The 22,925-nt window shown below is 60.8% G+C and carries 39 protein-coding genes; 7 read left to right on the forward strand and 32 right to left on the reverse strand.

The window, feature by feature from the left end; genetic code table 11:
* Nucleotides 1-201 (reverse strand): hypothetical protein (locus tag OES25_13740; protein ID MDH3628703.1); only part of this gene is annotated, 201 nt, incomplete at its 3' end.
* 124 nt (nt 202-325) lie between these two features.
* On the opposite strand from OES25_13740, the gene OES25_13745 reads away from it, so the two are divergent.
* From OES25_13745 to OES25_13755, 3 genes are read left to right on the forward strand one after another with little or no spacing between them, the layout of a single operon-like run.
* Nucleotides 326-1,255, forward strand: a complete 930-nt coding sequence (locus OES25_13745; protein ID MDH3628704.1) for a phosphatidate cytidylyltransferase — start codon at nt 326-328, stop codon at nt 1,253-1,255.
* Nucleotides 1,252-1,854: a CDP-alcohol phosphatidyltransferase family protein gene (locus tag OES25_13750; protein ID MDH3628705.1), complete on the forward strand. Its 603-nt coding sequence runs from the start codon at nt 1,252-1,254 to the stop codon at nt 1,852-1,854. The genes OES25_13745 and OES25_13750 overlap by 4 nt, the downstream gene beginning before the upstream one ends.
* Complete coding sequence (locus OES25_13755; protein ID MDH3628706.1) at nt 1,824-2,387, forward strand: hypothetical protein; 564 nt, start codon at nt 1,824-1,826, stop codon at nt 2,385-2,387. Before OES25_13750 ends, OES25_13755 begins: the two co-directional genes overlap by 31 nt.
* On the opposite strand, the gene OES25_13760 is transcribed toward OES25_13755, so the two are convergent.
* The 4 genes from OES25_13760 to OES25_13775 form a co-directional block, all read right to left on the reverse strand.
* Nucleotides 2,366-3,163: an alpha/beta hydrolase gene (locus tag OES25_13760; protein ID MDH3628707.1), complete on the reverse strand. Its 798-nt coding sequence runs from the start codon at nt 3,161-3,163 to the stop codon at nt 2,366-2,368. The genes OES25_13755 and OES25_13760 overlap by 22 nt on opposite strands.
* A 34-nt stretch (nt 3,164-3,197) precedes the next feature.
* Nucleotides 3,198-3,605: a hypothetical protein gene (locus tag OES25_13765; GenBank protein ID MDH3628708.1), complete on the reverse strand. Its 408-nt coding sequence runs from the start codon at nt 3,603-3,605 to the stop codon at nt 3,198-3,200.
* A 9-nt stretch (nt 3,606-3,614) separates the two neighbouring features.
* Nucleotides 3,615-3,794 carry a hypothetical protein gene (locus OES25_13770; protein ID MDH3628709.1) on the reverse strand — a complete coding sequence of 60 codons (180 nt, stop codon included), beginning with the start codon at nt 3,792-3,794 and terminating at the stop codon, nt 3,615-3,617.
* Nucleotides 3,795-3,859: 65 nt separating this feature from the next.
* A complete protein-coding gene (locus OES25_13775; GenBank protein ID MDH3628710.1) occupies nt 3,860-4,927 on the reverse strand; it encodes an SMP-30/gluconolactonase/LRE family protein in 1,068 nt (355 codons plus the stop codon).
* Between the two features lie 71 nt (nt 4,928-4,998).
* Here OES25_13775 and OES25_13780 point away from each other — a divergent pair, with 71 nt between their 5' ends.
* Together OES25_13780 and OES25_13785 are read left to right on the forward strand one after the other, a co-directional pair.
* A complete protein-coding gene (locus OES25_13780; GenBank protein ID MDH3628711.1) occupies nt 4,999-5,442 on the forward strand; it encodes a hypothetical protein in 444 nt (147 codons plus the stop codon).
* A gap of 58 nt (nt 5,443-5,500) precedes the next feature.
* Nucleotides 5,501-6,103 (forward strand): DUF937 domain-containing protein, encoded by a 603-nt coding sequence (locus tag OES25_13785; GenBank protein MDH3628712.1) that lies wholly within the window; start codon nt 5,501-5,503, stop codon nt 6,101-6,103.
* A gap of 11 nt (nt 6,104-6,114) precedes the next feature.
* On the opposite strand, the gene OES25_13790 is transcribed toward OES25_13785, so the two are convergent.
* The 5 genes from OES25_13790 to OES25_13810 all read right to left on the reverse strand — a co-directional run bounded on the left by OES25_13790 (nt 6,115) and on the right by OES25_13810 (nt 9,105).
* Nucleotides 6,115-6,534 (reverse strand): DUF3224 domain-containing protein, encoded by a 420-nt coding sequence (locus OES25_13790; GenBank protein MDH3628713.1) that lies wholly within the window; start codon nt 6,532-6,534, stop codon nt 6,115-6,117.
* 73 nt (nt 6,535-6,607) lie between these two features.
* Nucleotides 6,608-6,970 (reverse strand): hydroxylase, encoded by a 363-nt coding sequence (locus tag OES25_13795; protein MDH3628714.1) that lies wholly within the window; start codon nt 6,968-6,970, stop codon nt 6,608-6,610.
* Between the two features lie 29 nt (nt 6,971-6,999).
* The gene (locus tag OES25_13800) at nt 7,000-8,232 is read right to left on the reverse strand and encodes a hypothetical protein (protein ID MDH3628715.1); all 1,233 of its coding nucleotides are present in this window, start codon (nt 8,230-8,232) and stop codon (nt 7,000-7,002) included.
* A complete protein-coding gene (locus OES25_13805; protein ID MDH3628716.1) occupies nt 8,229-8,678 on the reverse strand; it encodes an SRPBCC family protein in 450 nt (149 codons plus the stop codon). The genes OES25_13800 and OES25_13805 overlap by 4 nt, the downstream gene beginning before the upstream one ends.
* A 7-nt stretch (nt 8,679-8,685) precedes the next feature.
* A complete protein-coding gene (locus OES25_13810; protein ID MDH3628717.1) occupies nt 8,686-9,105 on the reverse strand; it encodes a hypothetical protein in 420 nt (139 codons plus the stop codon).
* Nucleotides 9,106-9,206: 101 nt separating this feature from the next.
* Here OES25_13810 and OES25_13815 point away from each other — a divergent pair, with 101 nt between their 5' ends.
* The gene (locus OES25_13815; protein MDH3628718.1) at nt 9,207-10,169 is read left to right on the forward strand and encodes an LLM class flavin-dependent oxidoreductase; all 963 of its coding nucleotides are present in this window, start codon (nt 9,207-9,209) and stop codon (nt 10,167-10,169) included.
* 16 nt (nt 10,170-10,185) lie between these two features.
* Here the strand turns inward: OES25_13815 and OES25_13820 are convergent, their stop codons facing one another.
* From OES25_13820 to OES25_13870, 11 genes are all read right to left on the reverse strand, one after another.
* A complete protein-coding gene (locus tag OES25_13820; protein ID MDH3628719.1) occupies nt 10,186-10,665 on the reverse strand; it encodes a VOC family protein in 480 nt (159 codons plus the stop codon).
* A 35-nt stretch (nt 10,666-10,700) separates the two neighbouring features.
* Nucleotides 10,701-11,111 carry a hypothetical protein gene (locus OES25_13825; GenBank protein MDH3628720.1) on the reverse strand — a complete coding sequence of 137 codons (411 nt, stop codon included), beginning with the start codon at nt 11,109-11,111 and terminating at the stop codon, nt 10,701-10,703.
* Nucleotides 11,108-11,473, reverse strand: a complete 366-nt coding sequence (locus OES25_13830) for an STAS/SEC14 domain-containing protein (GenBank protein MDH3628721.1) — start codon at nt 11,471-11,473, stop codon at nt 11,108-11,110. The genes OES25_13825 and OES25_13830 overlap by 4 nt, the downstream gene beginning before the upstream one ends.
* 13 nt (nt 11,474-11,486) lie before the next feature.
* Nucleotides 11,487-12,806, reverse strand: coding sequence for an erythromycin esterase family protein (locus OES25_13835; protein ID MDH3628722.1), 1,320 nt, complete (start codon nt 12,804-12,806; stop codon nt 11,487-11,489).
* A 16-nt stretch (nt 12,807-12,822) separates the two neighbouring features.
* Complete coding sequence (locus OES25_13840) at nt 12,823-13,443, reverse strand: carbonic anhydrase (GenBank protein ID MDH3628723.1); 621 nt, start codon at nt 13,441-13,443, stop codon at nt 12,823-12,825.
* Between the two features lie 19 nt (nt 13,444-13,462).
* Nucleotides 13,463-14,152 (reverse strand): aquaporin Z, encoded by a 690-nt coding sequence (gene aqpZ, locus OES25_13845; protein ID MDH3628724.1) that lies wholly within the window; start codon nt 14,150-14,152, stop codon nt 13,463-13,465.
* Nucleotides 14,153-14,275: 123 nt separating this feature from the next.
* Entirely contained in the window at nt 14,276-14,650 is a 375-nt protein-coding gene (locus OES25_13850; protein MDH3628725.1) for a nuclear transport factor 2 family protein, read from the reverse strand.
* A 99-nt stretch (nt 14,651-14,749) separates the two neighbouring features.
* The gene (locus OES25_13855) at nt 14,750-14,902 is read right to left on the reverse strand and encodes a hypothetical protein (GenBank protein ID MDH3628726.1); all 153 of its coding nucleotides are present in this window, start codon (nt 14,900-14,902) and stop codon (nt 14,750-14,752) included.
* A gap of 11 nt (nt 14,903-14,913) precedes the next feature.
* A complete protein-coding gene (locus tag OES25_13860) occupies nt 14,914-16,038 on the reverse strand; it encodes a glycosyltransferase family 4 protein (protein MDH3628727.1) in 1,125 nt (374 codons plus the stop codon).
* Between the two features lie 20 nt (nt 16,039-16,058).
* Nucleotides 16,059-16,463 carry a VOC family protein gene (locus OES25_13865; GenBank protein MDH3628728.1) on the reverse strand — a complete coding sequence of 135 codons (405 nt, stop codon included), beginning with the start codon at nt 16,461-16,463 and terminating at the stop codon, nt 16,059-16,061.
* Nucleotides 16,464-16,499: 36 nt separating this feature from the next.
* Entirely contained in the window at nt 16,500-16,691 is a 192-nt protein-coding gene (locus tag OES25_13870; protein MDH3628729.1) for a hypothetical protein, read from the reverse strand.
* Nucleotides 16,692-16,802: 111 nt separating this feature from the next.
* Here OES25_13870 and OES25_13875 point away from each other — a divergent pair, with 111 nt between their 5' ends.
* Nucleotides 16,803-17,168: a DUF6504 family protein gene (locus OES25_13875; GenBank protein ID MDH3628730.1), complete on the forward strand. Its 366-nt coding sequence runs from the start codon at nt 16,803-16,805 to the stop codon at nt 17,166-17,168.
* A gap of 4 nt (nt 17,169-17,172) precedes the next feature.
* On the opposite strand, the gene OES25_13880 is transcribed toward OES25_13875, so the two are convergent.
* From OES25_13880 to OES25_13930, 11 genes are all read right to left on the reverse strand, one after another.
* Nucleotides 17,173-17,505 (reverse strand): hypothetical protein, encoded by a 333-nt coding sequence (locus OES25_13880; protein MDH3628731.1) that lies wholly within the window; start codon nt 17,503-17,505, stop codon nt 17,173-17,175.
* Nucleotides 17,506-17,568: 63 nt separating this feature from the next.
* The gene (locus OES25_13885) at nt 17,569-17,823 is read right to left on the reverse strand and encodes an MOSC domain-containing protein (protein ID MDH3628732.1); all 255 of its coding nucleotides are present in this window, start codon (nt 17,821-17,823) and stop codon (nt 17,569-17,571) included.
* A gap of 366 nt (nt 17,824-18,189) precedes the next feature.
* On the reverse strand, nt 18,190-18,552 hold the full coding sequence (locus OES25_13890; protein ID MDH3628733.1) for an EthD domain-containing protein: 363 nt from the start codon (nt 18,550-18,552) through the stop codon (nt 18,190-18,192).
* A 71-nt stretch (nt 18,553-18,623) separates the two neighbouring features.
* Nucleotides 18,624-18,917: a hypothetical protein gene (locus tag OES25_13895; protein MDH3628734.1), complete on the reverse strand. Its 294-nt coding sequence runs from the start codon at nt 18,915-18,917 to the stop codon at nt 18,624-18,626.
* Nucleotides 18,914-19,300 (reverse strand): VOC family protein, encoded by a 387-nt coding sequence (locus tag OES25_13900; GenBank protein MDH3628735.1) that lies wholly within the window; start codon nt 19,298-19,300, stop codon nt 18,914-18,916. Before OES25_13900 ends, OES25_13895 begins: the two co-directional genes overlap by 4 nt.
* A gap of 549 nt (nt 19,301-19,849) precedes the next feature.
* The gene (locus OES25_13905; protein MDH3628736.1) at nt 19,850-20,263 is read right to left on the reverse strand and encodes a gamma-glutamylcyclotransferase; all 414 of its coding nucleotides are present in this window, start codon (nt 20,261-20,263) and stop codon (nt 19,850-19,852) included.
* 69 nt (nt 20,264-20,332) lie between these two features.
* Nucleotides 20,333-20,653, reverse strand: a complete 321-nt coding sequence (locus tag OES25_13910; GenBank protein ID MDH3628737.1) for a hypothetical protein — start codon at nt 20,651-20,653, stop codon at nt 20,333-20,335.
* A 201-nt stretch (nt 20,654-20,854) separates the two neighbouring features.
* Nucleotides 20,855-21,262, reverse strand: a complete 408-nt coding sequence (locus tag OES25_13915) for a hypothetical protein (GenBank protein MDH3628738.1) — start codon at nt 21,260-21,262, stop codon at nt 20,855-20,857.
* A gap of 29 nt (nt 21,263-21,291) precedes the next feature.
* Nucleotides 21,292-21,552, reverse strand: coding sequence for a hypothetical protein (locus OES25_13920; protein MDH3628739.1), 261 nt, complete (start codon nt 21,550-21,552; stop codon nt 21,292-21,294).
* A 564-nt stretch (nt 21,553-22,116) separates the two neighbouring features.
* On the reverse strand, nt 22,117-22,476 hold the full coding sequence (locus OES25_13925) for a DUF1428 domain-containing protein (GenBank protein ID MDH3628740.1): 360 nt from the start codon (nt 22,474-22,476) through the stop codon (nt 22,117-22,119).
* Nucleotides 22,477-22,488: 12 nt separating this feature from the next.
* The gene (locus OES25_13930; protein MDH3628741.1) at nt 22,489-22,923 is read right to left on the reverse strand and encodes a DUF2784 domain-containing protein; all 435 of its coding nucleotides are present in this window, start codon (nt 22,921-22,923) and stop codon (nt 22,489-22,491) included.
* Between the last annotated feature and the right edge of the window lie 2 nt (nt 22,924-22,925).

Below are 22,925 nucleotides of genomic sequence, written 5' to 3' on the forward strand. Positions count from 1 at the left end.
GCCGTCGCGCACGGCCACCGAGAGGGCCAGCAGGTCGTTGGCCAGGGACTCGGCCAGGTCCTCGACGACCTCGAGGGAGTCGGCGTCGAAGTCGCTGGGGGCCGTTACGGGCTGCGGGCTACAGCCGACGACGAGGAACACCGTGCACAGGAATAGCGCCACCCGCGCAAAACGGCGCGCCGTGCCCGATAAGGGAGTCATTGAAAAGGTCCTGTGCATGGTCTCGCCTGCAGGCTCCAACGTCCGGGCCAGTATAAGCGGTGCCCAACGAGATCTGCCACTCGGCAGCGGACCGGGATAGGATAGAACCCCGAGACGAGGGACCATGCGGGATCCGATCTTTCTGCGTTACTTGACGATCATCGGCGGCGTGCTGCTGGCCGCCGGTCTGATTCTGACGTTCGTGACCTTCGTCTTGAGAAAGCGCGTGGCCTCGATCTGGGCAACCTACCGGGGCTGGTGGATCATGGCGCCGCTGGTCGTGGTCTTCATCGGTCTCGGACGACAGGCAACCATCGTCGGCGTGACGCTGCTGGCTCTGATGGGCTTCCGCGAGTTCGCCCGGGCAACTGGATTGAGCCGCGATCGCACGATGAGTGGTCTGGTCTACGCGGGCATCCTGGCGCTGGGGACTCTCACGCTGGTCGAGCAACCGCGTACCGGTCTTCCCGGCTGGTACGGGCTCTACATGGCGGCACCGGCCTACTTCGTGGCGATCGTGTTGCTGGTGCCGATCCTCCGTAATCGCGCCCGTGGCCAACTGCAGACCGTGGCCCTGACGATCCTGTCGTTCATCTACCTCGGCTGGATGTTTGGTCATCTCGGTTTCCTGGCCAACACGCCGCACTCGATCGGCTACCTGTTGTTCGTCGTGTTCGCGGTCGAGGTCAACGATGTCGCCGCGTTTACGTTCGGGAAGATGTTCGGGCGTCGCCCGCTACGTTCGGAGATCAGCCCCAACAAGACCGTCGAGGGCTCGCTCGGTGCGTTGGCGGTCTCGATGCTGCTGCCCTGGCTGCTTCAGTTCTCGTTTCCCCATTTCGGCACACGGGACCTGCTGCTGACCGGGCTCATCGTCGGGGTGGGTGGGCAGCTGGGGGATCTGGCCATCAGCTTCATCAAGCGGGATCTGGGTACCAAGGATATGGGCACGCTATTGCCGGGACATGGCGGCATTCTGGATCGCATCGACAGCCTGATCTTCGTTGCCCCGCTGCTGTTCCACATGATCCGCTGGTTCCACGGGCTTCGATGACGATCTACGACCTGAAGCCGGCGTTCCAGAATCTGCTGCGGCCGATCTGTCGCGGATTGGCCGGTATCGGTGTGACCGCCAACCACGTGACTGTCGCGGCGATCGTTCTCTCGGGTCTCCTCGGCGGCTCGATCGCGTTGTTTCCGACCGTCCGCTGGCCGTTGTGGCTGTTGCCGGTCGGCCTGCTGGTGCGGATGGCGCTGAACGCCATCGACGGCATGCTGGCCCGCGAGCATCAGATGCAGAGTCCGCTGGGTGGAATCCTGAACGAACTGGGGGACGTGATCTCCGACGGCATGATCTATCTCTCGCTGGCGTTTGTGCCGGGGATTCCCGCCGTGTGGGTTGTCGTGATGACGACGCTGGCCGTAATCAGCGAGATGGCCGGTGTGGTGGCGGTGCAGATCGGTGCCGGCCGTCGGTATGACGGGCCGATGGGGAAGAGCGATCGTGCGTTCCTCATCGGACTGCTGGCGTTGCTGCTGGGTGTGGGCGTATCGCCCGGTCGTTGGGTCGACTATCTCCTGATCGCCATGACGCTGTTGCTCCTGGTCACCATCGTTAATCGATGTCGGCGCGCGTTGGCGGAACTGCGTTGAGCCCCACACGGGTCGCGGCGATCTGGGGCTTCGCCGAGGCGACCCTGTGGTTCGTCGTTCCCGACGTCCTCCTGAGTTGGTACGCCCTCGATCGATCGACACGTGGGTATCGCGCCAGTGGGGCGGCGGTGCTCGGCGCGATGGTCGGTGGGGTCGTGATGTGGCTGTGGGGGCAGGCAGGCAGTGGCGCCGCGTACGGCGTGCTGGACGCCATTCCGGGAATCCAGAAGGAGCTGATCGAGAGTGTTCGCCATGCGGTATCCAGCGAGGGTCTCTCCTCGATGGTGCTGGGTGGGTTTCGCGGGGTGCCGTACAAGATCTACGCCGTGGCCTGGGGCGAGCTAGGCGGCAACCTGGCGGCGTTTGTTGTGCTGACCGTGCCGGCAAGGGCGATCCGCTTCCTGTTGGTCACCTTCATCGCCGGTGCGATTTGCAAGGGGCCGTTGAAGGAGATGACGCTTCGTCGTCGTCGGATGGTGCACGTCGGCTTCTGGTTCGTGTTCTACGTCGGCTACTTCGTCGTGATGGGCTGATCCTGCAACCGTTCTCGAAGCCAGTCCGCGACGACCGGTCGAATGTCATCCCGTAACTCGAACAGCCACAGGGCATGAACCTTTCCCGGGTAGATCTTGAGTTCATGTTCCCCGGAGGTGTCCGTCACCAGTCGTTTCGCCGTCGCCGCTGCGTCGTAACGAGCCAGCTCGTTGTCGCTGGCGATGAACAGTCCCGATGGCAGCGGTTGCCGTTGTTCGTGAATCTCGAGATATCGATAGGCCGATGCCGTCGCGGACAGCGAGACGACGGTGCGAACGTTCCACTCCTGACTCATCAACCCGGACGTGGACAGGTTGGCACCGAAAGAGCTCCCCACCAATCCGACTCGGTCGATGTCGACACCCTTCTTCGTCGCCAGCCACTTAAGCGCCGCCTCGATGTCGCGGTAGGCGAGGGTCGGGTCCTTCTTGAGAGCCTCGGCATCGCCGGACCCCGACTTGCCGCGGCCGCGGATGTCGATGGCGAGGAAGTGGTATTCGTCTTTCGCCATGTAGGACAGAAACCCCGACTCGACCCAACGCTCCTTGTGCATTCCCCAACCGTGAAGCAACAGCAACGCCGGTCGCTTGACCGTCACGTCCTCCGGCGGCAGGTAGATCGCCGCCAACCGGACCTTGTCGCTTGTTGTTAGATGAACCTTCTTGATTCGATCCAGCGCGTAACGGGGCGTCCCTGACTCGGAAAGGGCGGGAGTGACCCACAGCCCGATCCAGGTCACGATCGCCACGACCCAGATCAGGCGTCTACGAAACAATGGGCTCAATCGCGACGATGCCATGCAGAGACCCTTACGACGGGTCGTCGGGGAGACGACGGCTGAGCAGGTGGACGGTCGCACCGACGGCCATCAGGAACGGGCCCTCCCACAGTATCCAGAGCAGCGGCATGCCTTCCCCGTAGTCCACGGCCAGAAGCGCGGCACCCAGCAGTCCCATCCCGACTCCCAGGTAACTCAACACCGGGCGGTAGCGCGGCAGATCCAACGACAGGACCCAGAACAGCCCGCCGAGCATGGCGTAGAGCGCGGAGTTGGAGCGGGCGAGGTAGCCCACGACCGGTGTATCCGGTAAGGTTCCCATCCCCAGCATCTCGTTGATCCGGTTCATCCACGCGTAGGGCGCGGCGACGAAGATCCAGGCGGTCAGGGCCGACGTGCCCATGATGCGGAGGATCGCTTTCAGTACGGTCGATGCCATCCGCGGATGTTATCCCATCCAGAAGCCCTTGCGATGGGAGACGCCCAACACCTTGCGGCAGGCGGAGCAGAAGTAGACGTAGCGACGACCGAACATCCCCGAAAGTTGCCGGAACCAGATCTCACCGATGGTCTCGGAGCAATGGGGGCAGAGGGGTGTGGCGTTGTTCTGTTCCTTGACTTGGATCATGGCTGTGTGGACTCCCGTTGTGTTGATTGCAGACCTTGGTACACGGGGACTCCCGTCTTTATTCGTTAGCGATCCAGGCGGATCAGGGCGTTCCCCAGTCCGGTGGCGTAGACCGGGCCGTCGTTGGGCGACACGATCATGCCGGTGATGGGTCCTGGCGCCGGTTCCCAGAGCGGCGGGGTAAACAGATCGAGCCACGACGCGTTGGCCGCCTGCCGCTCTCCGATGGCCGCCAGCTGGGCCTCGCTCTCCGGAGTCGAGATCCGAAAGACGGACTCGGTGGTTCCGGTGATCGGGTCGAAGACGCTGATCTCGTTTCGGATGGGTGAGGCGATCCAGAGTTGGCCACGGTGATCGAGCTCGAGATTGTCGGGGTGGTCGACATCGATGAAGCGTGACTTGCCCCGCACCGTTCCGGTCGTCACGTCCACCTCGACACGCCAGACCTGGCTGCGCATGGTCTCGGAGACGTAGAGCAGACCCGCCGACTCGTCCAGGGCGATACCGTTCGAGAAGTGAAGACCGTCGATGACGACGACCGGTTCCCCCGCACCGCCGGGAGGAAGGTAGAAGACCGTCCCGTCGGGAACCGGCACCGCCACCGAACGGAAGAGATTGGCCTCGCCGTTCTCGGGCTCGTTGCGGGTCGACTGGCTGAACCAGATGCCGCCGTGGCTGTCGGCCCGGGTGCTGTTGACGCCGAACTCATGCTCGTGGATCCGCTCCGTGGCCTCAGTGGATATCTCGACGCGGTAGATGCCGCCCTGGAAAACGTCGCTGACAAGAACGTGGGTGCCCGATGGGGTCAGGTTGATGCCGTTGGGGCCTCCGGCAAACGCGGGTGGATCGTGTCGGTAGCCTGCCTCATGGAGCTTGCCGAACGGTCGGCTGGAGCCGTCTGTTTCAATCAGTCGCAGGCCGTCGATCTGATCGACCACGATCAACCGTCCGTCGGGAAGCGCGACACCGTCTTCCGCGCGATGGAGGGATCGGTCGGCCGGGAAGATCATTCCCGGATCGAAGGTCCAGTGAAGGGGCTCTTCGATGGTGAGGGTGACTTCGGGCTCGCTGGAGCTGCAGCCGCCGAGCAGCGCAACACCCATCATGACGATCAACCAGGTTCGCTTGTTCATGTCGATTCCTATTTTCTGGGAAGAGGCACCTATCGTGGTTAGACTATCAGCCTGCGGGACGAGGTGTGAAGGTGAAAGCAAGACGCGTGATCGGATGCCTTGGGTTTGGGGCGCTGTTTGTTGTGGGACTGGGCGTGTTTGTTGCCTGGAACTGGGATGCGGTATCGACACGATTCAGTCAAGCCGTTAGTGCGCAGTCCGAGAAGACCCGGACGACGATGTTTCGAGTCGGTGAGCTGGCGTCCATCGGTGCGCAGCTGGAATCGGAGTATGGAACGAAGCCGGAGATGAGTTACGACGCCGGCGAAAACGGCCGCACCCTCGGCATCAGCCTGATGGATCATTTCGTTCCTGACGGAGCGACACCCGAGAGTCACGCCCGAGAGATTGCCAAGTTCGCGATCGGGCAGACGAAGAAAGCCGATGAGATCGATGCAGTCGAAGTGCGGATCCAGAGTCTCGCCGGTGACCCTACGAGCCACGCGTATGCGATAGCCGATTTGCGCGCGCGCTGATAGACTTGCGGGCAGTGGCAGACGGGTAGGCTCAACACGCAGACGGAGGAACGGTGTCATGGCATCTTTGATGGAATCGATCATGGGACAGTTGGCCAGTGGCGGAAATCTCAAGAATCTCAGCCGCGGTCTGAATTCCGATGAGGCCAAGACAGGCCCCGCAGCCGGTGCAGCCATCTCGGCCCTGTTGGGTGCGTTGGCGAAGAACAGTTCAAGCGATGACGGCGCGCAGGCGCTGAATCGGGCGCTCGAAAAGAAACATGACGGCAGCGTCATGGACCAACTGGGTTCGGCCCTGGGTGGTGCCGGCCGTGGAGACGGCGAAAAGATCCTGGGTCACATCTTCGGTGGCAAGCGCGACTCGGTACAGAACGGTCTGAGTCAGGCGACGGGGATCGACAAGGGCGCGGCGGGTGGCCTGCTTGCAACGCTGGCGCCGATCGTTATGGGTGCGCTCGGGAAGCAGAAGCGTGAGCGGGGCATGGACTCGTCGGGTCTGGCGGCGTTGCTGGGTGACGAGCGTCGCAGTCTCGAGAAGAAGCAGCCTGCCGCGATGGGTGCGCTGAGTGGTTTACTCGACAGCGACGGCGACGGCGATGTCGATTTGAAAGACCTTGCGAAGCATGGCGCTGGGTTGCTCGGGAAGTTTCTCAAGCGTTAGTGGCGCCTAACTTATGGCGACTTGTCGCCATTCAATGCAGGTAATCGATAATTGAATTCGTAGAGGTGTTTACCGTCTTCTACGTTTATCGTGAACTCACCTTCGAGGCCGACCAGGTCTCCGGTGCCCGAGTCCGGTACAACGGTCACGGCAAGGGAGGGTGCGCCGCGATTCATGGTGCCGGTATGTTGCAGGACGAAGGACCCTCGTCTTCCGTGTAGCGTACCGGTTACCTGTTCGATTGCGACGTAGCCGGCAGACCCCTCGGTGTCGGACATCGCGCTGAGCATCTGACCCACCGTGGTTGCCGTCAGGTCGCCGGTGATCTCCTTGTCGATGGACATTCTTCCCAACTTGGATTCGGGGTCGGACCCCTCGAAGTCCAGAGGCTTCATGGAAACGACGAATGAGCCGCTCGCGGTTTGCGTCATGGGTGTCTCTCCTGCGCTGACGCCGGCGAACGTCGCGACGAACATCAAGACTGCAATGGATAGCGCCCTCATGTCACGGGACCTGCCACAGTCCCTGCTCGATACCACCGAACAGATAGATCGCTATCTTTCCGGCACCTGGCATCTCCATCGGCGGCAGGGCGATGGTGGCGCCCAGTTTCTCGGCCTCCTGGACCGCGCTGTCGATATCGGTCACCCGGAGGTAGGTGCGCACGACCGGGTTCTCCTGCTCGTGCAGCGGGGCTCGAATGCCGCACAGGGAACCGCCCGGTAGTTTTGCGACGACCGATCCGCCCCACTCGGGACCCTTGGGTTCGAACTGCCAGCCGTACGCATGGCCGTACAATTTGCAGGCCGCCTCGATGTCGGGGGTGACGATCTCGAGGTAGTAGATGGTGTACTCGGGAACGGTCATGAGTGATACCTCCAGGACTATCGGAGTTTTCAGCGAAGGGCGATCGCGGGGAATCGTACTGTGGTTCCAGCTGGGATGACAACACCATCGACGTGCCCGCTGGAGAGCGGCTCGTCGAGGACGCAGTGGATATGCGTTTTTGAGCCCATGTGCGTGAAGACCCCCTGGTCGCTACTCGAGTAGAAGCCGACGAGGGTCGCCGACGCCCGATCCCGTCGTTCGATGACAGAGGCCGCCTGGTGGTCCTTGTGTGACGAGCCGCCTGAGATCAACCGACTGCCGTCGATTACGTGCCACTGCAAATCGTCGAAGGTGCCCTCCAGCAGGAAGGGGATCCGCCCGTCGAGGTCCATGCCGGATACCGTCGCGAGTTTCGCGATCGCGTCGTCCAGTTCGTCGAACGGGATCGCGTGTTCGGTCACGACGTCGCGCCAACTCGGTACAGCCGTAACCACAAGCAACGTCGCGCCGACGTCCGATTGACGTGTCTGCTCGGTTCGTGTTCCGCCCGCTTCATCGGGGTACGAGAGGTAAGCCTCGCCTCCGATCACGGTGACCTCTCCCGCGAGGTCGGCGAGTGCGCCTACTGCATAGAGTTCCGTGTCCGGGAGCAGGGACGATAGTGCGACCATCTCTCCGGTCTGGTCTTCGTGAAACATCCCGCGGAGGGCCCCGTAGGTCTGCACGTCGCCGTTCCATGGGGTCGGCTCACCGGGGCTGAGTTGGTGGAAGCTACCGACGACTGTCAGCGGTGCCGGTGGCCAGTTGATGAGCTTTCCCGTCTCGGCAATCGCGCAGGTGGAGAGTTCGATCCTGAATTCGCCGTCGAACCCCTCGTCATCCACGCGCGGGGCGCTTACGAGATGTCCCACCGCCGGATCCGCCGGTCGGCAGTTCAGTATCCGATCCCGGCCACCGAGATCCAGCGGGACCACGAGGTGCGTGTCGGATGTGACCTTCCCCGCGTCGTCGGTTGCGATGAAGAGATTCCAGTCACCGGCGGTAAGTTCGAGACGGTCGTGCCTGACCTGGCCTACCTCGGCGCCGGGATTCTCGATGTCGAAGCCCAGGTCCCTGGCCGGGATGAGCCCGAACAGACCTCCGAGAGGACGACCGGAAAGCGGCTTGATGACGCTCACGCGGAATACCGGCCCGTCGGGTGTCTCGGCGGACCCTTCGACCGCGGGCCTGTCGGGACGGATGCCGATCAGGATGAGCCACACCAACAGGATCACCGCGATGATGATGAGAGGCTTCTTCATCGGTCCGTCGCCTCGACGTGTCTCTTCAGCCCCCGGAGCAAACTCGCCATCCCTCTACGGTACTGCCGTCGTACGACCAGGATATCCAGTAATGCGCCGATCGGTCCGAACTTGAGTCTGTACACCGGAGACACACAGACCCGGGTCCCTCGATCGTAGCCCGCCAGCGTGAATCCGATATCCGCGGACTTGAACGGGAGATTCGTCCCGACGATTCGCATGGTGAGCCGCTCACCGGGAACCCACTCGACGACCGTCTCGTCGAGATAGTTCTTGCCACCCAGCTCGCAGCGTCGCGCGGACCCGAGGGTGACGTCTCCCGTCGTCGTCAGACGCGAGTCCTCAACCCCCGGATTCCAACGGTGGATCGCGCCGATATCGGAAAGCGCGTTCCAGACGTCGTCGACCGAAGCGTCAATCGTGACGGTCTCGACAAAGGTGCCCATCGCACGCTTACTTTCGTGCGGCGCCGCCGGCGAGGATGCCTCCGAGGTATCCCATCGGAATGTAGGCCAGCACGAGATCGGTCACGTTGAACCACGGGGGGCCGCCGATCATGCTGATCGCCGTGATGCCGCCGAGTAGAAAGAACACGCCGATACCGATGGCGAACTTCATCTTGTGGCTGACCGCGAGTTTGGCGGCGACGAATGCGCCGACGAGAGTTCCGAGCGCGTGCGCCAGGAACGGGAAGATGAAATTAACGGGTGTGAACAACTTCATGCTCTCGCGGAGAGTCTCCATGGTGGAAACGTCCGCACCCTCGGGGAGCGGGACGATCGACGGGCCGATGTTGACCAGTCCCATGTTGACCAGGCTGCCGACGATGAAACCGGCGATGACGGCCAGGATATTTCGTACGATGGGATTCATGGTTTGGCTTCCTCCATGGTTCCGGCCATCTTACGTCAGGGGTCGGGATAGAATGCGAGATCCTGAATAATTCAGTATCCAGGCTTCGTGCCGGAGAACCGATGAAGCGCTCCTTGTTCTTTCTCCTCGATCACCACCCTGACTCGACGGACGCGTCCGTCGCAGACCGCTTGCACGAAACGGTCGACCAGGCGGTCCTGGCCGAGCGGCTCGGATTCGACACGGTGTGGATCGCCGAACATCACTTCCACCAGCTAGGCATCGTCCCGAATCCGGCCGTCTTGCTTGCTGCGATCGCCGAGCGAACCACCACGCTGCGCCTCGGTCCCGCCGTTTCGGTCCTTCCGATGCGTCCGGCGTTGAGCATCGCCGAGGACTACGCGCTGGTCGATTCGCTCTCCGACGGTCGCCTGAACCTCGGCGTGGGGTCGGGCAACGAGTTCGAGCTTCTCGGCGTCGGGGTCGATCCCGACGAACGACACGCGGTTTTTAGCCGATCGCTTGCCGAGATCCTCGGCCGGTTCCGCCGGTCACAAGCCTGCAACAAGGGATATGACACCTTGAATCTGCCGGTCGTCCAGACGCCGTCGCCACCCATCTACGTCGCATCCATGTCGGCGGAGCGCTCGTTCGAGATCGGGGTCGAGGGACACAACCTCCTTACGCTGGCGACACCCCGGACAGGCGGAATCCAGGAACTGACTGAGCAGGTCGAGGCGCATCGCAAGGGGCTTGCGGAGGGCGGTCACGAAAAGGACTCGGCGGAGGCGGTCGTGGTCGTCTTCGGTTTCGCGGCGGGTACGGAGACCGACACGGAACGGATCGGTGGCCCGTGTATCGCCAGGGTCCTGAAGGCGATGGCGGATGTCGATCTGGAACCGGGTGCCGCTTACGAGATGATGAGGGCCCAGGGTATTGCGCCGATCGGCGATGAGGGACTCGTCGCCGATCGGATCCAACAACTCAGAGACGCGGAGTTTGGGCACATCGCATTCCTGCATGGGTTTGGCGCCCTCGATGGGCCGTCGGCCCGCGCAAGCATCGAGATTCTATCCCGAGCCTGAGCAGAGTACGGCTCCATCACTTCTCGTGGAGGGGAGACATGAGTTGGATGACGTTGCCGTCCGGGTCACGGATCTGCAGGATCCGCTGCCGTAACTCTTCGAACTCTACGATGGACGGACGTTCGCCGGTGGCTTGTGCGACCCGCTCGGCGACCTTCTCTACATCCGGTACATGAAACCCCACCTTGCGAAATCCCAGCGCTCGGTCGACCTGTTTCGCTCGACCGTCACGGATGATCTCGACAAGAAGCTGTTTGTTTCCGAGATTCTCGATGCGCCACGAGCCGTCGTCTGCCGCAGAGCCGCCGAGCGGACGCAAGCCAAAGACGGTTCGGTACCAGACCACCGACCGGTCGACGTCCTCGACGTAGAGGGCAACGTACTGGGGTGATTGGATCGTCTCGACCCAGGCCTCGGCAGGCTCGGTTGCTGCGAGGTGGCCGATCCCGGCGACGACCACGAGTAGGAGTGAGCAGGTTTTTCTGACGGGATTCATCACACTGGCTCCTCGGGTCCAGAACCATGTTGGTATCAGCGAAGCCTGGCAAGTATCCCATGAACGGTTACGCCGTAGCCCAGGCAGACCAGGGCCGCCACAACGAGCGTCGCCGGGGACGCACCCAGGGTCGCGAGTTCCATGCGACCACTTAGCCATGGCACGAAGATCGAAGCGGCGAAAACGACCGCTCCGACAACGATCGCGGGCATCAAGCCGGGAAACGTGAGCCGCTCTCTCAGAAAAAGGAAGAGGGCTCCACCGAGCGCGCCTACAACCGCTCCGACGACGGTGACCTCGAGCAACCCCGAAAGGGTGAAATTCGTCGGCTGCCCCATCGCTTGTGCGACGACGGCGGTCGCGATGCGACCCACGAGTCCAAGTACGACGATGCCGGCGATTCCACCGACGAAGACTGCTTCCAGATACGTATTTGCTTGTTTCATGTCCGAAGCCAGGTCTCTGCTTCCGTCCGCTGATCTCTCGTGAAGGTCTTGATCTCCAGGCCCGGGTACGCCGCCCCTTCAATTTCACTTGCGATTCTCAGCCATGCCTTGTCCGCGAGGACGGCAGCTCGATCGAATCGTTTCATGAGCCGGAACATCGAAGGGAGACGTGAGAATTCGATCCCGATGGCTCCGATGGAAGGGAAACGAAAATCCACGATGTCGTACAGCATCGTGCCGTTTTCGATTCCCTCGGACTTGCTGACCATTTCGTCCAGCGCAGTCTTCATGTGCTCGGAGTCCAACTTTCCGCTCATCTCGATATCCACGCGGTTATCACCGACTCGTGTCACAGTAAACATGCGCACCTCGAAACTATGGCCCGATCGACTGGAACCGCTCCAATGCGGCGGGTGTCGGTTGGGCGCGTGAAATCTCATTCACAAAATACACCAGGTCGAAGGCGTCACCGGGAGTCAGGGACGCCGTTGCGTCCTGGGCGACCCACTCACGGTTCTGCTGCAACCACTGGGCAGCCGTCGAGCTATCTTCCGTGTCACGTAGGTCGAGGAAGAAGTATGGAATGTGGAGCGCGTCGAGCGCGCGGTCCATCGCGTCGTTTGGAGCGACCTCAAACACGCGCTCACCCGGGGGGAGATCCGCCGGGTAGGATCCGGTCCCGAACGTAGCGCCGATCGCGAGGTAGTGGTCTCCGAGGCTCTTGTCGAGATGAACACCCATCGGAATGAGGTCGCCCTCTGCAAGGCCGGGCATCCGGAAAGAACTCCTGGCGACATGCAGGTTGTGAGCCCAGACGATGGCCTTGTCTCCCGCCATCTGATGATCGAGGATCCAGTGCACCGTGTCGGCCATTCCGCGTTCGCGGATCACCCCACCCTCTTCCCGGCTCGAAGACGAGAAGAACAGGTTCCCCGTTCTTCCGAGCTCTCCCAGCCGACGTGTGTACTCGTGAGTACCCTCGAGTTCGTTCACGAGTGTCATCAGGGCTTCGTAGTTGTTCGTCAGCTGGAATCGTCGTTCGTCGGATGCCGACGCGTACCTCTCCCACGTCGCGGGCCAGTGGTCTCCCTCTTGTAGATCCAACCCGAGAGAGTACTCGTCGAACGGGACGGTCACGCCGGCCGCGTACAGATGATCCAGTACCGCCCGCACCCCGGGGGCGGGTGCCGTGATATCCATGCCATAGATCCGCACCATCCGATCGGGAGGGCGATGCACGTTGGCTTGCCGGATCCATTTGAAGAACTCCAGCATCTCCTCCGTGTCCCACACATACCAACCGGCTAGACGATTCATGATCGTCCGTAGGTCTCCTTCGCCGGTGGTGACGTAGTGGTCGAGCATCTCGGCATGCGGAAAACTCTCCTCGAGGATCAGCGCCTGAAATCCCAGCTCCACGATCATGTGCTTTACGAGCAACCCCTTGAGAAGTAGCTGCTCCCGTGTGTCGTGGCGACTCTCCCCGATACCGACGACTCGCGCGGTGCCGATCGCGTCACGGAGCGACTGCATGGAGGGTTCGGGAAGAGGGGAGTCGAGGTCCTCGATGGGGACGGCATGGTCTGTAGCCCACTCGACGAACGCCCGGGAGCTGTTGGGCCGGAAGCTCCCACATCCGCCTGCAAGGGTCGCGACGATCAATCCGAACGCACAGAGGTGTTTCGCCTGAATCATCTTCGCGTCACGTCGTTCATTGTTCGTAGTCGAAGAACTCCACGACTCCGCTATCCAGCGAGTACTCGGCGCCGACCACCAGGAGTCCGTCGTCCTTGATGAGTTGCTGCAGAACTTCGGATTCGTCGAGAAGAGTCTTCACGGAAGCGGCGATGTTGGCCCGAACCGCATGCTCGACAAGCATGTCCATGCCTTGCTCGGGCTCTCTAGCCAGTAACCCCTCGACCGACGGCCGGATGCGTTCCACGATCGCAAGGAGATGCGGCGACGGACTCTCCGCAGGAAGCCTCAATTCATCGACGGTCGCCTGAACGGCTCCGCAACGGGAATGCCCCAGCACCACCACCAGCCGAGTGCCGAAGTTGGCGGCAGCAAACTCGACGCTGCCGATCTGCGAGGAGGCAGCGATGTTCCCGGCGACGCGGATCACGAACAGGTCGCCAAGACCCTGGTCGAACACCAGTTCCGCCGGCACGCGCGAGTCCGCACAGCCGAGGACGATCGCGAAGGGCTGTTGCTTCGTCGCCAGCTCGGTTCGCCGTGATCGGCTGACCGGCGTGTCGTGGCTCCGCAGGTCCGACGCGAAGCGCCGGTTTCCCTCGCGTAGCCGATCGAGTGCTTCGCGTGCCGGAATCATCGATTAGGTAATCCTCTGGTCAGTCCTCGTCCTTGCCGATGAAGCGATAGATCGCCGCGCCCAGGACACCACCGATGATCGGCGCGACCCAGAACAACCACAGCTGCGCGGTTGCCCAATCACCGACGAACAGCGCCACACCCGTGCTTCGCGCGGGGTTCACCGACGTGTTGGTTACCGGAATGCTGATCAGATGGATCAGGGTGAGGCCCAGTCCGATGGCGATCGGTGCAAAGCCCTTCGGCGCGCGTTTGTCGGTCGCGCCCAGAATGATGATCAGGAACATCATCGTCATGACGATTTCCGCGATCAGGGCCGCCAGCATGGAGTAGCCACCCGGCGAGTGGGCGCCATAGCCGTTGGAGGCGAAGCCGGCAGAGACATCGAAGCCGGCCTGCCCGCTGGCGATCAGATAGAGCACGCCGCCGCCGGCAACCGCGCCCAGGACCTGAGCGACGATGTAAGCCGGTAGCTGGTTTCCCGGAAAACGCCCCCCGGCCCACAGTCCGATGGAGACCGCCGGATTGAGGTGGCAACCGGAAATGTGCCCGATCGCAAACGCCATCGTCAGCACCGTCAGACCGAACGCCAATGAGACGCCCAGGAGTCCGATGCCGACTTCAGGGAACGCGGCGGCCAGGACTGCACTGCCGCAGCCGCCAAGGACGAGCCAGAACGTCCCGAAAAACTCTGCTCCATACTTGTTCATCTGTTGCTCCTGTCGCTCGATGCCCAGAGGCGAAGCTAACGCGCGACAAGTATCCGGGGAGAGGGGCGAGTTTTGCAAGCTCTATGATCGGCAACGCCGTTGGGGCTATTCGCCGTCACCCTACTACTTGCAGGCGCCTTCAACGTGAAACAGCTTGTTGTAGATACTCCACTTGCCATCCGCCTTGAGCATCGAAATCGAGTCCATGAATGTCATGCCGAGGTAATCGTCGCGGACCTTGACGGACGCCGTGTTCCCGGCGATATCAACTGAAAGGACGTCGAGTCGGGCCGGCTCGCCCTGCTCCTTGGGCGACGGTTGCTGGCTGGCCACAAAATCTGCGAAGTCCTTCACGGTCATCTGGTGCAGGCCATCCTCCAGGTACCCCGCGATCCTGGCGTCCTGGTGAAATGCGGCGTGCGCTTTCTCGGCGCTGGATTCGTACATGCAGTCGAAGTACGTCTGGATCGTGGCGCGAATCTGTTCTTCGTCTTTCATTCGAGTGTCTCCTGCCGGCATGGTCTATGTGGGAAAACCCAGCTTAGCGCGAGTCTGGCTCAGTCGGCTAGTCGGAGAACTCGGAGCCGTTGCGGTCGATCAATCGCCCTTCTTGCCCATAACCCGGCCAATGACGGCAAGAACCATGAGGCCTACGCCCACAAACACCAGAGGGCGTTGGTTGTTGAACCCCACGATCACGAGGGCGATCCCCGCCAAGAAGAACAATCCTTGCATCGCATTACGGTTCATTCATGACCCTCTCACGCCAGGTGGGTAAGCCACCGCTGCAGCCGCTCCCCCAGCATTGTCCACGAGAAGTGTTCCTCCGCCCTCGTCCGTCCTGCAGTCGCCATCGACTTGAGCCTTTCCGGGTCGGCCAGCAACGCGCTGACCGCACACCCCAACGACCTGGGGTCCCGTTGAGTGAGGATTCCAGCCTCGGGCGTGACGATCGAGGAAACCCCGCCGCCCTCATAGGCCACGGTTGGCGTTCCGGCCGCCAACCCCTCGGCGTAGATGATGCCGAAGTGCTCCTTCTTCTCGGGAGCCGCCGTCAGTATCGTCGCGGCGTTGATGAGGGCTGCCTTGTCCTCGGCGGACACGAAACCCAACAGCTTGCCGCGGCCATTCAAGTCGGCCTCGAGCTGTTGACGTAGCTCGCCGCCTCCGATGAAGATCGTCGGCGCGAGAGCCGCGTACTCCCGGGTCGCCTCAACGACGTTCTGGGGCCCCTTCGACTCGGTCAGCGCGCCGGGGCAGATCACGTACGTCTCGGGTAGCGCATACCTGGATGCGACCTCAGCGTCCCTGCCGGGGCAGAACTCGTCCAGGTCGATGCCGCACGGAAGCACCAGGAAACGCTCCAGAGGGATCTCGACAAGATTGCGGACGAGTCGGTCGCGGACGTACTCGGTAGTGACGAGAATTCCATGCGCGTTCTCGATGGCATCCTGGATCAGTGACCAGATCCGATCGTCGTACCCTCCATGGTGGCGGGGCTCTATTCCCGTGCCGTGGAGAAAGAGCACGTAGGGTTTCCCGGCCCGACGAGCCACGTTGGCGGTCGCAATGGCGCTGATGTTGGCGTGATGGCCGAGGACGATATCGACATCTTCGATGATCGACTCCAGGGCACGCTCGTAGTCACGGAGGTAGGCAGCGGCACGTTCGAACGACATGCCGGAAACCTGTTCCTGCGCTTGTCCCGATGAAGGTAAGTACTCGTGAACCGGAGTGATGGACGTGTGAAGCGCGATGTCCATGTTGATTGCACCTGGCACGCCGCTTCCGACACACGGGTGCATGAAGTGGACCTGACAACCACTCGACGCCAGATAGTGCGCCTGCTGCCGCGCCACTTCGCCGCTGCCTCGTCCTGCGTTCAACAGAAGAATTGCGACTCGCACTATTGGTCTTTCACGTCGGCCCCGGTGAATAACGTGCCTTCCTCGACAAAACTGATTCGACTACCGAATGGGTCCTCAGCGTAAAACATGCGCTCGCCCCATGGCATTGTTTCGACGCCGGAAAGAACCCGACCGCCGGCCGTTTCGATGCGAGCATGGACTGCGTCAAGGTCTGCCACAGAAAAGTAGAGGTACTGATTCTCGTGGAATCGCCACCCGTCACCCACGGGGTCACCGTCGGCTTGCGGATCGTAGCAGGCCAGGATCGTGCCGCCGCAATCGAAGTAGTGTCGCCCTGGAGAGATTCGCTCGCCGTCCGACTCGAGTACTGCGCTGTAAAACTGTGCGGCCTTCTCGATATCAGCTACCGGAAGAATGATTCGATAAAGGTGTGGTGTCGTCATGTGACAAGCCCCGGTTCTTCTGCATCCAGCCGCGTGCTAGGCATCCTCTTCATGGCTGTCCTCGTTGGAGCGCTTGCTCCTCGCCGCCCCGATCGCCGCCCCGATTGCAACGCCAAGCGCCACGCCAAGCGCCAGTTGACCGAACGCTACCCCGAATGCAGCGCCAAGGGCGGTGCCGACTGCGACCGACGCTCCAACGGTCGTCTGTTTGGAGCGATTCTTGATCATGCTGCATTGCCTCGTTTTTAGGTCGGTCGAACGTCGAGTATACAGGGTCAGGCGACGTGACTTCCCGCCCGTGCCTCAGCGGGTGTAGAGTGATCGTTCGGAAGAGGCGGCGTGTTCCAACCCAAGCGTTACATCGGCCGGGAGATCGAGGTGAGCTTCGATGAGGCTCCCGCCCTGAAGAAGACCCCCCACTGTCCGGACGTGCTCCGACTCGGGAAGGAGACCCTGCGCGTCGTCGAGGTTCTCGAGGAATGGAGCGACTTCAAACGAAAGGGCCGCTTCGCCGAGAACATGCGTCCCGAACACAGAGAAACCGCCGAGAGTCGCGGGTCGTGGGGCGTTGGCCGGATCTTCTTCCGCGTTCGGGTCGAAGACGATCGGTTGTTCGAGTTGTATTACAGTCGCGCGCCCAAGGATGCGGCGAACCGCCTGGGGTTTTGGTTCCTGCGTTGCGAGTTGACGCGCGGTGACGCGTGATTCGTTAAAACGCGTCGTCCTTTTCACGCCGGAGTCTATACCCGCACAGCCAATAGATGACGATGCCACCGGTGAAAACGAAGAACAGCATGATCCCAAGTCCCGTCATGATCCACGCCCATGCTCCGTTCTCGGAAGTCACGAGGCGTTCGATGCCGGCGCTGAACGGAATCAAACCCAGAAAAGACGCTAGTATGGTGACGACAAACCCGACCCAGAGTGCCGGGCTCGCCTTGAGTCCCGCCCCGCAGGACTCGCACGTGTATCGGAAGGCGTTGAGCCCGACAGACCATCGCCAGAAGCCGATCGCGCGACCGTGACAACCGGGGCAGTTCACTCGTGCCCCGACTTGTCTAGATCTCGGGAAGGAAGGCTATGTGTGGTCATCCGCAAAACTCCGTTAGCCGCCGTTGGCCGGAACTTCCCTGGATCTCGATGATGTCGCCCATGAGTGTTTCGTATCGATGCTGCACAGTGAAAGCTTGGTGGCAGTCAGCCAGGGGAACCCACGGCGGTCGTCAATCCGACGAAAGGCCAGGCGCCGGTCGCCGTCAAGACCGTGCCAGCCGAGCTCGGCTTCCTCAAGAGCTTCGCCGCCCATGGACTTCACGGGGTAGCGGAAGAGGGCCTCGACTTCACCAACCTTATGGACCATAGCAAGAACGCTCCAAATGCTACTCCCAGAGCCGTTAGCACTCGCACAACCCCCAGCGGCTGCGAGGCACACCAATTGATCACAGATACCAGGCGCTCGGATCCCACGATCGGGATGGCTACCGCCGCAAGGAGCGCGACGACGGCCAGCACTTTGAATGTGATCGGCGTGCGGGAGGTTGGGGCAGAGAACCACAAGACGATCGCCAATGCCAGACGCATAGCGGCAGCCCACCATAGACCTGGGCCTTGCACAAACTCAACGGCATAGTCCAGGAGTTCGGACGGGAACAATGTGGCGAAGCCTGACGCCAATATGATGATCACTGCAAAAATTGCCAGGGCGAATGGCATGTCAACTCCTCCTCTAAAGCTCATGCTCCCTAACGATGAACGCCGAGGACTTCGAGTGATCCATGAAGTTCCCTTCATCCTCGAGCAACGCGGCCCCTAACTTCTCCCATTCAGGCGAACTCATTGCTTCCATCAGATCTGCTTCTGATTTGAACCACACTTCTGCCACGCCATCGTATTCGGGCAGCATACTCCTGGAAGCTCTCAACCCGTCGTTCAGGGGCGTATCTACAGTGTGAGATTGCACGTACTTTATGGCTCTCATGGCCGCGGCATTCTTCTGAAAGAACGGACCATGTTTGTTGAGCCAGTAGTCCTGAAACTGCTTACGGGTCATATCCGGGTGTCGACAAACACACATCACCATCTTGATCATTCTAGAGCGCTCCTTGTCGGCACGGGTTTGAATCTCCTGCTTCAGTCATCACTACACTCTAAGGGGCTTTCCTATCGAGTTCCTCCAAGAGAAAAAAACACTCCGAGAAATCCGTAAAGTGCAGCGACACCCGAGTTGAGCACCAGGCTCCCCACACCGAGCAGGCGAGCCCCACGAAACACCGCGAAGGCGCCGACGACCATCCCGGCGATCGCCAGGGCCACGACGACCCACAGGTTGAGCAGGTAGGCGTCTCCGAATAAGTCAAGATGACCCGATTCGTACAGCCAGGCGCCAAACGGACCAAGCGCGATGCTGAAAGCGGCGGCAAGTTGCAGCCCCCAAGGGGGCGGGGCGTGTTTCATTGACCGGCAGGGGGTTGCCACAATTCGACCTTGTTCCCCTCAGGATCGATGACCCAGGCAAACTTGCCGTATTCAGATTCATCAATCTTGTCGAGGACGTTGCAGCCTTCCGCCCTGAGCGCCGTAACCACAGCGTGAAGGTCTTCAACGCGGTAGTTGATCATGAACGGGGCTTCGCTTGGAGCGAATTGGTCGCCTTCCTCCGGACCAACGGACCAGACGGTCGTTCCGCCCGTGGGCTTGCCATCCGAGTCGGTCCAGGTGAACGCGGTACCGCCCCACGCCTGGACATCGATGGCGAGATGACGCTTGTACCAGGCCTGCAGCGCAGGTGCGTCCTTGGCCTTGAAGAAGATTCCGCCGATGCCAGTCACTCGCTTCATTTGAAACTCCGATGTGCGGTGGTCGACGGTCGCCTCAGGATCCATCGATTCGACGATTTGTCATGTGCCATTACACACCTAATCGATTCTCTAGTCGCTCTAGATGTTTTGAGTCAACCGTCCCAACTCGGGGGTTGGGTCGATCCATCGTCGAATCATCACCGCTTATCCAGTTCGAACCTATTCGAAGCTCATAGAGGATCTCGTTGGACGGTCCTCTGAATAATGCGAGGGCGACAGCCGGAGCGAGAGGCTTGTCCGGGTAGGCCCAATCGGCCACATCCTCACGGAGTATCCGAACGATCTCCTCGATCGTCGCGGCGCTATCAATCACATGTATGACTGTATCGTTCTGATAAACGTCAATTGAGTGCACAGTCGCGGGGTCCGGCGGGATGGGTGTGACGGAATTGGTGCAATGAATCGCTACGACGCAAAACAGGACAAGCGATAGTCGGCGGCAGTTGGTTGTCATCTGTATATACCGTCAAGCTCGGGTTCGCCGCGAAAGCGGCGGCACCTGGAGCGCCTTGTTTTGCGCCCACCCCACTACGAGATAGACGCTATGTACTCGGGCGGAAACTCAAGTTTGCCGAGGGCCGCTCGAAGGCGTGCTGCATACTCAGGGTTGGCCTCGTCGGGCCCCGGTGCTTCGGGTAGGTTGTAACACAAAGCGGGCACGGTCTCGTCTTCCATTGAATGGGCGAGTATCGCTTCCGGTCGATATTGTTCCAGGCCAGCGGCGGTATAGAGCGTTTCGAGTTCGTCGTGAGTCAGCGCAAACACCATACCGTACGCTCGGGCGCCAGGAGTCGGAACGAGCGTGGCACGGCGGCCGATACACAGCATGTAACCGTCAACGTAGGCACGGCGTGGATTCATTGCCACGACTTGGCTCCCGCGAAGAACGTCACTGTCCATGAACAGTCCATAAAAAAATCCGTCGATACGTCGATCCGTCATGGGGTATCCGTAAATATGGCGTCGATGCCTGTCGATTATTCTATCGTCGTCTTCAGATGCGGGCGCTAGTTAGCCGGCATGCCGAGAGATTCTCCAGCGACGGTAGGCAACGAGCAACGCATATGCCAATAGCCCCCAAATCAAACTGTTGGCGACAAGAACGACGAAGAACGATCGACCAGGAAACCAGTCATGCGGTATCGCATCTCCGACGAGCGAGAACGGCGCAAGCACAACCGTCGCGACCCCGTCTATCAGTGATTCACTCGCGGTCCGAGGCCGGAATTCGTCAAATGCCGGCAGGCCCATTCCGATGACGTACATGAAAAGTGCGAAGCTAACGACGAAGTGAATGACTGTGATGAAGCCGATGAAGACTACGGGTCGCATTCGTTTCATTGTGCTTGGCTAACGTTCTTTCGGTCAACTGCGAGCCGCCCCGCGCGGCCTGCTTCGACTCTGGGGATTGTACCCCCTCGGCTTTGGCACTGGCGAGTAAGCGGTAATCGGGCGGGTTAGAAGTGCTAAGAGCATACCGCGAAAAGGGGAGCCGGCGTCGTGCGAGGTCAGGCCGTCGGCTGCACGCGATGCTTAGCCGGTACGCCTGCGTTGACCGACGTCGCAGCGACACTTCTTGCCGGCATTGGATGCGGGCCACAGGGACCAAGTGCGATACCACGGCTTGTACCACAGGCAAAGATCGGGGGACTCGTATTGCTCGAACCTGAACCAAAACGACTCGATCGTTATGTCACCGTCCCTGACCGACACCAAGTGCTTTTCTTGCGTGGCCAACTCGCCGATGGAGAACGGCTTGTCAGATGGGACGTCGAACCAATCGCCATCGTCCACGCGGACGCTGAAGTGCTCGGAGTAATAGCCGCGAGGATCACCATCGTCCTTGACGGGAGCCAGACAGATAGTGCCGTGAGAGGGCACCGCCGGTTCGTCAGCGCCTGTGCTTCCAGTGAGCGTGAGAATCAGAGCGAGGACGAGCAATGGCTTTCTCCGTCTGTTGTTGCACGTGATTAGGCGTCATTCTCTTTTTGCAGATATCTGTTCGGAACATTCTCCAGAGAGGGGACGCGTCGTCCCCCCGCTTCGAGCAAGCTTCGTGCGTTGGCATAGACATCTCGATCACTACGAGCCATCTGTGGAGGAAGTCCGAGCTGAGCGTACGAGACAGGCGTCACGTCGAAACAGGTCGTCTCCCAGTCGAAGCCCTTGCCCCACGTGATGCCGAGAAGACGGATGTCACTTCGCACGCCGGCATCCAGGAGGAGGTGCATGACTGGCTCCGAGCGGTTTCCGTTCGAATTTACCGTGTGGAACAACGGGGTGTGTCCATTCAACCCAAAGTCGTCCACCGCCGCGCGGGAATCGACCTCCGCGCCCATCTCGAGGAGAACTCGGGCGACCCGAAGGTGTCCATACTCCGCAGCTACATGGAGTAGCGATGCACCAACCAAGGGAGTAAAGGCCGAAACCATGGACGTACGGTGTTCCAGGAGTGACGGATTGGCCCGAATCGCGGCCGCCAGTGAAGCGGCATCGTCGAGAAGCACGGACGCAACCCGCGGGTCGTCCAACTCGGCTCCTCGTTCAAGCAGCGAGCGAAGGCACTCGGGAAATCTGTCCGACCTTGTGTACATCTCGGTAAGCCAGTTAACCAGAGACTTGCCTCTAACGGGAACTTGGACGTCCAGTCCGTTATCGAGGACGGCGCAAATGCGATCGACCGCGTGCAATTCAAACGCTACAAGGATGTCGTCGTCGGGGGTCATGTATGCCCAACATTTCGAGTTAGCTGCGAGCCGGGTTAGACCGTTGGCCGCACGCGGTTGTTATCCAGCTTACCGGAACATCGACTGAAACCCACCGTATGCCATCCGTTTAGCGTCAAAACCTGAATTCGATGAGTCGATCAAATCTGCCATCCGTGGGTCAGCCGCGACCTTTGCGTTTGCCAGGTCACGTGCCTCACGAGAAGCAAATACCACCCATCCAAACACGATGGTTTCATTCTCCGTTGCAGCTACGAGATCGGTGAACGAGCGCGTCCCCTCCAATTTCATATCGTCACCGACATATTCCCGGTAGTCGAGCGCGCCATGTTCCTTCCAAATTGTTGCCACCGCTTCAGCAAGACGCTTGTACGCGTCCAGGCGATCGCGCGGAACGGGAAGAACAAATCCGTCGATGTAATTAGCCATGCCTACTCCGAATTACTCTGTTTCTTTCAACTTCGCTCGATTGTGTCGGACCCGTCGCCGGGGAGGAACGATGAACCAACTCGCCACGACCAGCAAGCCGAACACCGTATAGCCAATCGCAAAAACCCACAGCGGCGCCTCGTAGTAGAGGAGAGTTTCCATCCAGTGGGCGATGAAACTACCACTGTAGACGGCATCTCCGGCGCGAGATCGGAGCGCCATCTCAAGGGTTGTTAAGCGGCAAATCTCCCCTAGCCATGCTTGAGCCACAACGACACCAATAGCCAGCAAATGACCCAGGCGAAACCATGGGTTCTTGACCCAGCTCCAACCTCGAACGCCGCCGATCAGGGTGAGAACAAGACCGAGAATCACGAAGAGGACGAAGCCGACGTGAACTGCGAGCACTACGTCGGCCGCTATTCGGTAGTACAGCGAATCAGTCACTA

It is taken from the genome of Acidobacteriota bacterium (assembly GCA_029861955.1).
GTDB lineage: Bacteria > Acidobacteriota > Polarisedimenticolia > Polarisedimenticolales > Polarisedimenticolaceae > JAOTYK01.